This is a genomic window from bacterium, from assembly GCA_020440705.1.
Classification (GTDB): Bacteria; Krumholzibacteriota; Krumholzibacteriia; order LZORAL124-64-63; family LZORAL124-64-63; genus JAGRNP01.
On record JAGRNP010000112.1, the window covers coordinates 1 to 13181 of the forward strand.

Annotated in this window: 10 protein-coding genes; all 10 read right to left on the reverse strand. The window is 70.4% G+C overall.

The window, feature by feature from the left end; genetic code table 11:
• Positions 1 to 427: IS1 family transposase (locus tag KDM41_14340; protein MCB1184605.1), on the reverse strand; the 427-nt coding region annotated here is incomplete at its 3' end.
• 114 nt (positions 428 to 541) lie between these two features.
• Positions 542 to 1720, reverse strand: coding sequence for a methyltransferase domain-containing protein (locus KDM41_14345; GenBank protein MCB1184606.1), 1179 nt, complete (start codon positions 1718 to 1720; stop codon positions 542 to 544).
• Entirely contained in the window at positions 1717 to 2925 is a 1209-nt protein-coding gene (locus tag KDM41_14350) for a methyltransferase domain-containing protein (GenBank protein MCB1184607.1), read from the reverse strand. Before KDM41_14350 ends, KDM41_14345 begins: the two co-directional genes overlap by 4 nt.
• 15 nt (positions 2926 to 2940) lie before the next feature.
• Positions 2941 to 4170 carry a class I SAM-dependent methyltransferase gene (locus tag KDM41_14355; protein ID MCB1184608.1) on the reverse strand — a complete coding sequence of 410 codons (1230 nt, stop codon included), beginning with the start codon at positions 4168 to 4170 and terminating at the stop codon, positions 2941 to 2943.
• An 80-nt stretch (positions 4171 to 4250) separates the two neighbouring features.
• Complete coding sequence (locus KDM41_14360) at positions 4251 to 5279, reverse strand: SDR family oxidoreductase (GenBank protein ID MCB1184609.1); 1029 nt, start codon at positions 5277 to 5279, stop codon at positions 4251 to 4253.
• Positions 5280 to 5337: 58 nt separating this feature from the next.
• Positions 5338 to 6117, reverse strand: a complete 780-nt coding sequence (rfbF, locus tag KDM41_14365) for a glucose-1-phosphate cytidylyltransferase (protein ID MCB1184610.1) — start codon at positions 6115 to 6117, stop codon at positions 5338 to 5340.
• Positions 6118 to 6408: 291 nt separating this feature from the next.
• Complete coding sequence (locus tag KDM41_14370) at positions 6409 to 7287, reverse strand: hypothetical protein (GenBank protein MCB1184611.1); 879 nt, start codon at positions 7285 to 7287, stop codon at positions 6409 to 6411.
• Entirely contained in the window at positions 7287 to 9707 is a 2421-nt protein-coding gene (locus KDM41_14375; GenBank protein MCB1184612.1) for a cadherin-like domain-containing protein, read from the reverse strand. The genes KDM41_14370 and KDM41_14375 overlap by 1 nt, the downstream gene beginning before the upstream one ends.
• Before the next feature lie 340 nt (positions 9708 to 10047).
• A complete protein-coding gene (locus tag KDM41_14380; GenBank protein MCB1184613.1) occupies positions 10048 to 12327 on the reverse strand; it encodes a VCBS repeat-containing protein in 2280 nt (759 codons plus the stop codon).
• A 115-nt stretch (positions 12328 to 12442) separates the two neighbouring features.
• Positions 12443 to 13181: nucleotide-binding protein (locus tag KDM41_14385; GenBank protein MCB1184614.1), on the reverse strand; the 739-nt coding region annotated here is incomplete at its 5' end.

The following is a 13181-nucleotide window of genomic DNA, read 5'->3' on the forward strand; positions in this document are numbered from 1 at the left end:
TCCACTCGAAGGACTCGAAGCCGTCGACGACGACCTCGGCCGGCGGTGGCAGGTTCCGAATGGCGTTGCAATGGAACAGGATGCAGTGCCTGGCGAGGCGGGCGACGTGGCGGTTGACGGTTTCGGGGCTGACGGCGAGGTCGCGGGCGATCTGGCGGTTGGCCATGCCGCCGACGGTGCGCATGAAGATGCGGGCGTCGAGGTCGGGGCGTTTTTGCCAGTAGGTGGTGGAGAAAGTCTGGGTGCTGAAGCTGCGGCGGCAGTGCTTGCAGAGGAACCGCTGGATACGTCTGCCGTCGGAGTGTCGCCGGAAGGTGCCGATCTTCTTGTAGGGCCAGGGCTCGACGGAGTCGTTGTGGTGCAGGCACTTGGGGTTGGGGCAGAAGGGAGGGGCCCAGTTCGGGTGGCGGGTTTGGTCTGCACTCATGCAGAGTGGAAGGCAATGGTCGGACCAGGCACATTCTCAAAGGCACAACCGATGAGAAAAGGGGCGGCCGTGGCCGCCCCCGCAGGCGCGTGGCGAGAGTTTCCCGACGGGCCGCTAGACGCCCACGACCTCGGCGCTGATGCCGAGATCGCGCACCATGCCCGCGATCTCCTCGGTGTAGACCGGATTCATGACCAGGACCAGACGCACGTCGCGGCCGGCGAGGTCGGCCGGCGCCACGATGGGATGCCCGGTGCCCGCCACGTGCTTGCCCCGCTTCTCAGGGTTGATGTCGACGGGGAGGCACAGGTCGGCGTCGGCGCCCATCAGGTTCAGGAAGGTGACGCCCTTCGAGCCGGCGCCCCACACCGCGACCTTGCCGCCCGCGGCGCGCACGGCCGCGAAACGTTTGCGCCAGTGCTCGAGCAGCTCCTCGAGCTGGGTCGACAGGCCCTCGGCCAGGGCGACGAGTTCGGCGGCGCCGGGCACGGGCGACAGGTCGGCCCCGTCGCTGCCGGCCTCGCCGTCGGCCGCCGCCTCGAGGCAGAGGAACTGGCCGCCGAAGGTCTCCCAGGTGCGCGTGACCCGCAGCCCCGCCCGCACGAAACAGGCCGCCAGGCTCGTGCCGCAGAAATAGCTCACGTGCTCGTAGATGAAGTCCCAGACCCCGCCGTCCCGCAGGCTGTAAAGGGAGTTGGGCACCTCGAAGAAGATCACGGCCCGCGAGGATTCGGTCAACGCCCCGCGCATGCCCTGCAGGAAGGGCACGGGCGTCTCGATGTGCTCGAGGGCGTGCCGGCAGCAGACGAGGTCGGCGGGCTTGCCGAAGGGGCGCGCCCCGAAGTACTCGCCGCGGATCGTCACGTTCGGCGCCACCGCTTCGCCCCGGTAGCTCGGATCGAAGCCGATGCCGGTCGTGCCCGGGTCGACGCAGACCATCTTCAGGAAATCGCCCTGGCCGCAGGCGATCTCGACCACGGAGCCGCCGTCCACGTCGTGGCGCTCGCGCAGGTCACGGGCCAGCTCCTCGGCGTAGGACTGGAAGCGCGGCGAGTGGTGCAGCGAGTTCTCGTAGTTCTCGGCGTACTTCACCCGCTCGATGTCGAAGGCCAGGTTGAAGACATGGCCGCAGGCGCCGCAGATGCCGAGGTCGAGGTCGCCCCGGGGCGCGCTGCGGGCGCCGTCCGCGTCGTCCCACATGATGTTGCAGAAGACGGGCACCTCGGGCAGCAGCAGGAACCGGCGCACGTCGGCGGCGCCGCAGGCCAGGCAGGTCCGGGCGGCGTCGCTCATGAGCCCTCTCGCACGGTCTCGAGCCCGTCGTCGATGGCGAACATGCGCGGGTTCAGGCCGCGCTTGGCCAGGTCGAGGGTGATCTCTTCCTTGTAGATCGGGTTCATGACGATCACCGCATCGGGCTGCAGTTCGACCAGGTCGTCCGGGCCGAGGATGCGGTGACCGGTGCCCGGCATGAAGTAGCCGTGCCGGTGCGGGTTGATGTCGACGGCGCCGGCGATCTCGTCCTGCAGGCCGAGGGTCGTCAGGAACGACACGCCCTTGGAGCCCGAGCCCCAGATGACCGTCTTCTTCCCCTGGGCGTGCAGCTCGCCGAGGCGCTTGCCCCAGAACTCGAGCTGGCGCCGGAAGAGGTCGGGAAACTCGGCGACCCAGCGCTTGAGCTGGTCGAGTTGGTCGGCCGGGACGTCGGCGCTGCGGCCGGTGTCGCGGGTCGTCGCCGCGATGGTCAGGTACTGGTCGCCGTACTCGACGCCGCACTCGACCGGGAAGAACCCGGCCCCGCTGAACAGGCGGGTCAGGGAGACGGGCGTGAAGTACGAGCAGTGCTCGTAGTAGACGTCCTCGAAGGCGCAGTCGGTGAGGATGCGCATGGCCTCGGGAATCATGAAGAAGATGTCGGCCTCGCGGTCGCCCTGGGCCGCACGCACCATCTTCATGAAGTCGAGGGTGGCCGGGATGTGTTCGAGGGTCATCTTGCAGCAGACGAAGTCGGCCGCGGTGTCGGTGCACTTCTCGGTGTAGAAGTCGGCCACGAAACTGACGTTCTCGCCCGGCGCCGGGGCGTGGCGATCGGCGCGGTAGCCCGGATCGTAGCCCACGCCGTTGTTGCGCCCGTTCTCGCACAGCAGCAGCAGGAACTCGCCCTTGCCGCAGCCGATCTCGAGCACGTCGCGCCCCTCGAGGCCGAAGCGCGCGATGACGCGGTCGGCCAGGTCGCGGTGGAACTTCTGGAAGGTCGGCGAGAAGCCCTGGGTCTCCTCGTAGCGGCCGGAGTACTCGGTCAGCTTCTCGTCGAAGCTCGTGTTGCCCACGAAGCCGCACTCGCCGCAGAAGCCGAGAGTGATGTCCCCCTTGGGGTAGTTCACGGCCTCGTCGCGCGTCTCGAGCAGGATGCAGCTGTTGGTCGGCACGCCGCGGGCCTCATGGAAGATCTCCATGGTGCCCTGTCGGCAGTTCGGACAGGTGATGGCGTCGGACATCGCTTCGTTCCCTTCTCAGACGACGTGCGGCGTGGGCACGGGGATGATGAACTTGCCGCCCGCGGCGCGGAAGTCCTGCTCCTGGGCGAGGATCTCCTTCTCCAGGTTCCAGGGCAGCAGCAGCACGTAGTCCGGCTGCTCGGCCAGGATGCGGTCGTGGGCCACGATGGGCACCTTCTGCCCGGGCATGTAGCGGCCCTGCTTGTGGACGTTCTTGTCGGCGACGAAGTCGATCAGCTCGGTGCCGATGCCCACGTAGTTGATCATGGTGCTGCCCTTGGCGGCGGCCCCATAGGCCACGATCTGCTTGCCGTCGGCCTTGAAGCCGCGCAGCATCGCCAGCAGGTCGACCTTCAGCTGCGCGACGCGGCGGCTGAACTCGCGGTAGTAGTCGATGCGATCCAGGCCCAGCTCCCGTTCCTCGGCGAGCAGCGTCTTCACGCTGTCCAGCGGCGCGTCGGTCTTCTCGATGAAGAGGCGCAGCGAACCGCCGTGGATGGGCAGGCGCCAGCAGTCGTTCAGGTACAGCCCGTGTCGGCGCAGCAGGTGGTCGACCGCCGTCACCGAGAAGTAGCACAGGTGCTCGTGGTAGATGGTGTCGAACTCGCAGTGGTCGATGAGGTCCCGCAGGTAGGGGAACTCGATGACCGCCATGCCCTCCGGCTTCAGGGCGGCCGCGATGCCGGCCACGAAGCCGTTGGTGTCGGCCACGTGGGCCAGCACGTTGTTGGCGTGGATGATGTCGGCCTGCTTGCCCTCGGCCGCCAGCCCCTCGCCCACCGCCTTGCCGAAGAAGGCCGCCCGGCTGGGCACGCCGATCTTCTCGGCCGCCTCGCACAGGGCCGGCACCGGGTCGATGCCCAGGACGGGGATGCCGTTCTCGACGTAGTTCTTGAGGAGGTAGCCGTCGTTGCTCGCGAGCTCGATGACGAAGCTGTCGCCCGTCAGGCCGCGCCGTTCGATCAGCTCGAGCACGTTCTTCCGCGAGTGCTCCAGCAGGTAGGTGCTGAAGGACGAGAAGTAGGGATAGTCCTCGTCGAAGAGCATCTCGGGGTCGACCGTCTCGAGGATCTGCACGAGCGAGCACTCGGGGCAGAAGGCCACCTCGAGGGGAAAGGTCGGCTCGGGCTCGTTCAGCTGGCGCTCGTAGAGCATGCGGTCGGCCAGGGGCGTGATGCCCAGGTCCAGCACCGGCTCGAGGTGGTCGTGGCCGCAGCTGCGGCAGACGGCGTCGTTTCGGCTCATCCGTTCGTTCTCCCGTGATGGTTCAGGTTCGCGGCCGCCGGACGGGCTGCCCGTCCGGCGGCATCTCGTCCGTCTGCCGGCTACTTGCCGGTCCAGCGCAGCGTGTTGTCCAGGCGACCGCCGTCGAGCAGCTGCTTGACGTGGCCGATGCGCTTGAAGCGCGGCCCCTCGAAGTCCTCGAGGGTGATGCCCACGCGCTTGTAGGCCTCGTAGAGCTGCTCGACGCCGCGGCGCACGGTCCACTGGGGCTTGAAGCCGTGGATGGTGCGCGACAGCAGGTTGCAGTCCACGCGGTAGCAGCGCTTGTCCGGCTCCGCGCCTTCGGCGAAGCCGATCTCGCAGTTCGGCACCACGTCGTGGACGATCTCCGCCACCTCGCGGATCTGGTAGTTCTCGCTGGTGGTGCCCACGTTGAAGGCCTTGTTGTGCACGAGTTCGCGGTCGGCCTCGAGCAGGGCCACGTAGGCGCGCCCGATGTCCTCGACGTGCACCAGCGGCCGCCACGGCGTGCCGTCGCTCTTGAGGTGCACCTCGCCGGTGGTGAAGGCCCAGGCGGTGAGGTTGTTCACCACGAGGTCGAAGCGGATGCGCGGCGACATGCCGTAGGCCGTCGAGGCGCGCAGGAACGTCGGGCTGAAGTCGTCGCTCGCCAGGGGCGCCACGTCGCGCTCGACCTCGACCTTCGACACACCGTAGGGCGTGACCGGGTTGAAGCGGGCGTTCTCGTCGAGGAAGTCCTGGCCGCCGCCGCCGTAGTTGCTGCACGAGCTGGCGAAGAGGAAGCGGCCGACGCCGGCCTCCTTCGCGAGCTTCGCCAGGCGCAGGGAGCCCTGGTGGTTGATGTCCTCGGTGAGCGACGGGTTGTAGTCGCCGAGGGGATCGTTGCTGAGACCCGCCAGATGGATGATCGCGTCGTAGCCCCGCACCAGGTCGATGTCCGCCTCGCGGACGTCGCCGATCGTCTCGGGGATGTCGGCGATCTCGCCGTCGAAGGTGCAGGCGCGGAACAGGTCGGTGTCCAGGCCGTGGACCTCGTGGTCGTGGTCGAGCAGCAGGGGCACCAGCACGGTGCCGATGTAGCCGCGGTGGCCGGTCACGAGAACTTTCATGTCGTCAAACCTCGGGTGGGGTGGGCGCCGGGTCGTCCCCGGCGCGGATTCGGATCTGCTACCACTTCTTCCAGGGCGGATTGCCGCCGTCCCACAGCTTCTGCAGGATGTGCTTCTCGCGCAGCGTGTCCATGCACTGCCAGAAGCCCTCGTGCTTGTAGGCCATCAGCTGGCCGTCGCCGGCCAGGCCCTCCATGGGGGCCTGCTCGAACATGGTCGGGTCGCCCTCGATGTAGTCGTGCACGCCGGGCTCCAGCACGAAGAAGGCCCCGTTGATCCAGCCCTCGGCCGTCTGGGGCTTCTCGGTGAAGCACTCGACCCGGTCGCCCTCGAACTCGATGTGGCCGTAGCGGGCGGGCGGGCGGGCGGCGGTCAGGGTCGCCAGCTTGCCATGGCCCTGGTGGAACTCGAGCAGCCTGTCCAGGGGCACGTCGGACAGGCCATCGCCCCAGGTGAGCATGAACGTGCCCTCGCCCAGCCACTTCTGCAGGCGCTTGATGCGGCCGCCCGTGCCGGTGGTCATGCCGGTCTCGACCAGGTGCACCGTCCAGTCCGGGCGATGGTCCTCGTAGGTCATCACATCGCCCGAGTTGGTCTTGACGGTCATGTCGCCGCCCAGGCTGCCGTAGTCCCGCATCCAGCGCTTGATGTAGTCGCCCTTGTAGCCCAGGGCCACCACGAACTCGTTGTGCCCGTAGTGGGCGTAGGTGCGCATGATGTGCCAGAGGATCGGCAGGCCGCCGATCTCGACCATGGGCTTGGGCCGGATCTCGGTCTCTTCGGCCAGGCGGGTGCCCATGCCTCCGGCGAGAATGGCGACGACGGGTTTCCGGGCCATCGGGGTCGGTCCTTTCAGGTCTCGGCGAGACCGGTTCGGCTTGCGGACGGGATGGCGGCGAGAAGGGGCCGACCGGGACGCTGTTTTCAGCTCCGGACGACGCGCTTTCCTCCACGACCACGAACCTGCCGATTCGTGGCTCCCCTGTGACGATTCCCGGCGGGCATCGTAACTCAACTCGTTTGGAATCGCCATTGTAACACGATCCCGGCCGCCGGAACAACAAAAACAATGTTTTGTACGTAAATTTTACGTTTTGATATTTTCGGCCAACGAAACCGGAAGTTGAGCCTACGGTACGAGCACCAGTTTGGTCACGGCGCGGGCCGGCCGTCCGGCGGCCACATAGGCCAGTTCGGCCAGGTAGAGACCGCCCGGCTGGGGTCGACCGGCGTCGTCCTCGCCGCTCCACAAGGCCACCAGCGGCCCCGCGGGCCGGCTCTCCTCCACCAGGCGGCGGACGACGCGGCCCCGCAGGTCCAGGACCCGCAGCCGCACCGGACCCGCCTCCGGGAGCTCGAAGCGGAGCTGGGTGCGCGGGTTGAAGGGGTTGGGGGCGGCCACCAGCGGCGCAACGGCCGGGGCGCGGTCGGGGACGGCGCTCGCCGTGCCGATCTGCACCTCGGTGCCGGCCAGGTCGACCGCGCCGACCTGGATCCCGGCGGCGAAGAAGCGGGTCCCCGGGCCGAGATCGATGCCGGTCGCACCGGGGACGTCGCGGGCCTGGAAGCGGACCGTGTAGATGCGGCCGGGGCCGGCCACCTCGACACCCGAGCACAGCAGCACGTAGCTCACCGCGAGACGGGAACTGTCGGGAGACACATCGAAGAAATGGAACGGCGCACCGCCGCAGGCTTCGGTCATCAGTTCGCCCGGGGCGCCGGTGCGGGGCTGCCCGAGGAACACGAGCCGGGACGGATCGTAGCCGATGACCAGGTCGAAGCCGTTGAAGGCGTCCCCGTCCTCGACCACGACGTCCACGTCGAAGATCGCCCCCACGGCGACCTGGCCGGCCGTCGGCGTGAGCCGGGCCGTGATCCCGGCCCGGGCCGGCGTTGCCGCCGCTCCCGCCAGGAGCACCAGCAGCGCCGCCCCGAGGAGCGGTTGGCAGGTGCTGCGGCGCCGGCGGCAGGAGTTCCTGCCGCCGGCCGGTTGACGTTCGCGGATCATCACTTCACCAGGGTGATCCGGCGGGATTCGGTCTTGTCCGGGGCCACCATGCGCACGAAGTACACGCCGGAGGCGACCTGACGCCCGGTCTCGTCGCAGCCGTCCCAGCTCGGGCCGTAGCTGCCCGCGGCCAGGACCTCGTCGACGACCGTGCGGATCAGGCGACCGTCCAGGCCGTAGACCCCCAGGCGCACGTGCCCGCTCCGCCCGATGCCGAAGCGCAGCGTCGTGGACGGGTTGAACGGGTTCGGGTAGTTGGGCAGGAGCGTGCTGACGGCGGGCGCCAGATCCGGCACCGGCGACGCCGTGGTGATCTCCAGGTCCAGGGCGACCGGCTGGTTCGTCTGGCCGCGCACGCGCATGGTGCCGAAGCCGAAGGCCGGATCACCGGTGCCGACGACCTCGAAGGTGACGGTCGCGAGCACGTCGCTGCCCGTCAGGCCGGGGCCGGCGGCGCCGAGCAGCGCCACGTCGATCTTGTCGACGCCGTCGTGATAGATCTCCACGGGGGCGGCCTGCCCGCCGGCCAGCGGACCGGCCGCATGGGAGACGAGCTGCAGGACGTCGGTGTCCCAGTCGAGGTCGATGCTCAGGCCGTGGATGGCCCCGTCGCCGGCCAGCCACAGCTGGGCCACCACCATCTCGCCGATCGGGGCCGCGGCGGGCGGCACCAGGGTCAGGACGTTGGCGGCGGCGGGAGCCCGCTTCGGCGCCGACTTGGACACGCCGGCGAAGTTCAGCGAGAACATCATCAGGTCCTCGAACTCGATGACGTTGTCGGTCAGCGGGCGGCCGTCGGTGGTCAGGTCGTCGGTCGGGCCGATGTCCAGGTAGTCGAGGTAGAGCGGATCCTGGTCGTCGACGGCGTAGTGGAAGCCGAGCAGCGAGATGTCCGCCGAACCGACGTCGTTGTCGCCGGCGCCCGCGGTGACGGTGTCGCTCACGTCGCCGAGGTGGTAGTTCAGCACGCCGCCGGTCAGGTTCGAGACGGCCGACTCGGTGCCGCACTCGCTGGCCACGAAGGCGACGTAGTAGTAGACGTCGCGCACGGCCGGCTCGTCGATCTGGCCCGGGGCGGTCAGCAGGGCCGCCAGGGTCCAGCCCGCCGAGAGGGCCGCGGTCGCGTCGACCGGCGCGGTCGGCGCGGCGCCGCCGGCGTCGTCGTACTCGGGGTAGAAGCCGAAGCCCTTGCGGTACACGGCGACGGTGTGCGTCGGGGCGACACCCGACCAGGTCACGGTGATGCCCGTGGTCCCGTCGGCGTCGTTGCCCGTCTTGACCTGGGCCGCGGCGAGGTCGGTGATGGCCGCGGGCGCGACCTGGCCGGTCACGGTCCAGGTGAAGGCGATCGGCGTGATCCCGCCGGCGAGGTCGTCCACGTCGATGGAGACGGCGTACGGACTGCCGGACGACGCGCCACAGGCCACGGCGCCGGTGATCAGGCCCGTGCCGGAGTCGATGGACAGCCCGGCGGGCAGGCCCGTCGCGACGTAGGACAGCACGGTCTGTTCGGCGTCGGTGGCGACGATCTGCAGCGAGACGGACCCGTTCTCGGGCGTGCTCTGCGGGCCGGGGTCGGTCACCACCGGCGCGTCGTTCACGGGCGTGACGGTGATCGTGGCCGTGGCCTGCATGGTGCCGCCCAGGCCGTCGGCCGCCTCGTAGACGAACTGGTCGGTCGTCGTCTCGGTGCCGTCGTGGGTGTAGGTGAAGCCGCCGTCCGCCGCGAGGGCGAAGGCCGCGGCGTGGGTCGGACCGGTGACGAGCGTCGCCGTCAGGCCGTCGCCGTCGTAGTCGGAATCGTTGTCGAGGACGCCCGCGGGCACGCCCAGCGGGGTGGCCGTCAGCGTGCCGCCCTCGGCGACGGTGTAGGCGTCGGCGACCGCGTCGGGCGCCGTGTTGCAGACGTTGTCCACGGTCGCGGTGCCCGGCGTGTACGGGATGTCGACGTTGTTCGAGTCGCGGATGATGCCGCTGACGACCGAAACGGCGCCCTGGCCCCGCACGGGGCCGGGCACGAACCCGATGCGCAGCAGGGTGCCCGGACCGGCGGTGGAGCAGCCGAGCAGCGTGCCGTCGACCTCGATGGTGTCGACGAAGTCGCCCTCGTTGAGCCAGCGGAAGAACGGACCGCAGGCGGCGCCGGTGAGCAGGTCGCCCACCGTGACCGAGGCCGGCACCATGTGGTCGGGATCGAAGCCCAGGACCAGCGAGTAGCCGCGCAGGTCGGCGACCGTCGCATCGATCGTCACGTCGACGAAGAGCGTGTCGCCGCAGTCGACGCTGCCGGCGGCCGGAGCGAATTCCAGGGCGGCCTGGGCGTGGGCGCGGCCGCCGCCGGCGAGAACCGCCAGGGCGACCAGCGCGGTCAGGGCGAACGCCCGCGGGGTGCGGGTCAACCGCGTGTCAGTGCTTTTCATGTCTCCCTCGGCGCAACGGGTGCGCGATTCACTGGTGCTGGAACTCACTGTCGTCCAACGAATTGGGTGATCCGACGACAGACTGTCCACGTCGATGCGGTCATCCCCCGTACCCGTGGACGCGGTCGGCACTGCTCCCGACCGAATATGATAATACCACAAAATCACCCTTGTTCATGAAAATTTTTTCTTATGCCTCTGAAATTGTGTCCGGGCCGGCGTGGCGTCAAGAACGGGCCGCCAGCTCCCCCCGGACGGCCCGGAACGGGCTTCTGTCTCCATGCCGCCGCGCCCCCCAGGGCCGATTCCGCCCGGGACACATTTTCAGAGGCACAACCGATCAGCCCCGTTGGGACCAGGTGTGGAGGGAGCGGAACTGCCGCCAGGCGATGCTGACCAGATCCATCCGCCCGTCCCGATCCAGATCCACCGGCAGCATGCCCAGGTGGGAACTGCGGGGCCCGACGTCGACCATGTGCACGGCCCAGGGTTGCGCCGGGCCGCGGTTCAGCAGCAGGAGCGTGCGGTTGTCGGCGGCGACCCTGTCCGGCTGCATGTCGGTGTGCTCGGCCACGGCCAGGTCCGGACGGCCGTCGCCGTCGAAGTCGGCGACGCCGAGGCTGTTGGCCGAGCGGAGGGTGAGCAGCCGGGTCCGGGCCCAGGGCTCGCGCAGCGGATCATCCGGCCGGCGGAACCAGGCCAGCCCCGCGTCGAAATGCAGGTCCATGCTCTCCTCGGTCGCGACCAGATCATCGCGGCCGTCGCCGTCCATGTCGACCAGGGCCAGCCGGTCGAGCCGTGCCGGCGACGACGCCAGCGGGTACGACGGCCAGCCCCCAGCCGGGTCGGCGGCGCCCGGACCGGGGTTCACGAAGCACCGCAGGTGGAAGCCGTCGGCGGTCGAGGTCACCACGTCGAGAGCCCCGTCGCCGTCGAGGTCGCCCACCACGAGGCCCTCCTCCTCGGTGGCGTCGCTGATCCGGTACAGTTCCCACGGTGCGCCGGCCGGATCGGCGGGAATCGCCAGCCGGAAGAGGGCCATGCCCCGCGTGAAGACGAGCTCCGGATGCCCGCCGGGCACGAGCTGGGCCACCGCGTGGCCCTGGGTGCGGGCGTCCGGGACCGCCGCGACCACCGTCGCGGTCCAGGTCTCGCCGGCGGCGTCGGCGGCCTCGAGCCACAGGGCCTCGGCGCCGCGAAAGGCGAGCAGGTCGCAGCGCTCGTCCCCGTCCACGTCGAGGGCCACGCAGACGTCGACGCCGTCCGGCAGGGCGGTGCGGCGCCAGGCCGCGTCCGCGTCGGCGGTCGCGGGGTTGTGGTAGAGCAGGGAGCCGGCCGCCAGGTCGGGCCAGCCGTCGGCGTCCACGTCGCAGCTCACGAGGCCCATCTTGCCGAACTGGTCGTCGCCGCGGGCGTCGTCGAGGGCGCGATAGGCCCAGTCGCCGGCGGGGGGGGCGGTGGGAACCAGCGCCAGGTCGGCCGTCTGGTTGAACCACGCCTCGAGCCGGCGCCCGACGCCGCCGTAGTTCTTGCCGACGATGTCCAGGTCGCCGTCGCCCTCGAGGTCGGCCACCTGCATGTTGTGGGAGCCGTCGCGGCCGAGGACCATCTCCGTCCAGCCCGCGTCCGCCTGCAGGTAGACCAGGACGAGCTTGCCGCCGGTGTGCATCTCGGCGGTGACGAGGTCGAGCCGCCCGTCCGCGTCGAGGTCGGCCAGGACGAGGGTGTGGGCCCCGTTCAGCGTGCGGTCGCCCACCGGGTGGACCGCCCAATCCGGCGCGCGCGGGTCGGCCGGCGCCGCGAACCAGGCCAGGCCGCCGTCGCCCTCCGAGGCCGAGAGGGCCACGTCGATGTCGCCGTCGCCGTCCACGTCCCCGCAGGCCACGCGGGCGTCGTCCGGCCAGGTGGCGAAATCGTGGCGCACGAAGTCGTCGCCGGCGGGATCGGCCGGCGTCTCGTACCAGAGTCCGCCGAGCACCACGTCCAGGTCGCCGTCGCCGTCGAGGTCGGCCAGGGCCGAGCCCTCGCCGTCGCGGGTGACGAGGGTGCGTGAGGTCCAGTCGCCCGTCGCCCCGCGCAACCACAGGGTGACGGCCGTCTTGTCGCAGGTCACGACGTCGATGTCGCCGTCGCCGTCGAGATCGCCGGTCTCCACGTCGTGGACGTAGCCGGCGCCGATGTCGTGCGCGGTCCAGGCGCCGTCGATCGCGCCCGGATTGGCGAGCCAGATCAGGCCGCGGTCGGTGTCGCCCACGACGATGTCGAGCCGCCCGTCGCCGTCCATGTCGGCGAGCTCCATGTCGGTGGTGAACTGGCCGGACGCGATGTCGCGCCGCTCCCACAGGGGCGCGGCGTACCACACCAGGCCGGGGCCCGTGGCGTGCTCGCCGCCGACGACGATGTCGGCCATGCCGTCGCCGTCGAGGTCGCCGACGGCGCACACGTCGGTGCAGCAGTCGGCGCCGCCGGGAGGCGACGGGTCGATGATCTGGTGCCGAAAGGTGAGCGGCCCCTCGAGCCAGGGATCCGCCGCGTCGTCGCCGCCGCAACCGGCGACGAGGGCGAGCAGCAGCGGCAGGACGAGACCGGCGAAGTGCGGAACGGGACGGCGGCTGGTCATGACGGACCTCCGGGCGGATGTCCGGGCGGGGGCACCGTCCGGGACGCGGAAGGGAAGGTGGCGCGGGTCGAGCGGGCGCGGCGTGTCCGGCCGGGCGCACCCGGCCATGGTAGCATCAGCGGGCGTCGTCTGCACGGGAGCCGTCGCGCCGGCGCGCCGCGAAATCGGCGAAGGCGGTGCCCGTGTCGGCACCCCACTCCCAGTTGCCGAGCAGGCCGACCCGCCGGATGCGCAGCGGTCGGCAGCCGGGATAGATGTCGGCCAGGGAGCGGTAGAGCACGGGCTCGTCGTCGATGTGCACCAGGTAGCGCAGGCCGTCGCAGGCCAGGCGCAGACGCAGCGGGCGCCCCCACGCGATGCGGTCGCCGACGTTGGTCCAGATGGCGTCGTAGAGATCCTCGAAGCCGCCGATGGTGGGGAACGACGAGAGCGAGGCGCCCCCGTAGCAGTCGTCCAGCCACGTGTTCACCAGCAGGTGATGACCGTCATCCTGCCACAGGCAGAAGCCGGCGGTTCCGTGTTCGGACTGGCCCCGGGACGTGCCCGGCGGCGTCAGGGTCACCTCGAGTTCTGCGAAGTCCGGATCGTCCCAGGCGATGGTGTACAGGGTGCGCCCGGGCAGGGGAGCGGCGACGCTCGCGCGCCAGCGGGCGCCGTCCGGACCGACGTCCAGCGCACCGCGGCCGAAGGTGCGGCGCCAGGTGGCGCCGCCGCCCGGCAGGTCGCGACCGTCCAGGTCGCCGGGGGCCCCGCGCAGCGGGTCGGCGAAAACCGTCCGGGTCGGACCGGGTCGCCAGGGTTCGGCTCCGTGCAGCGCCGGCGGCAACGCCACGCGGCGGGGCAGGGTCTCCAGG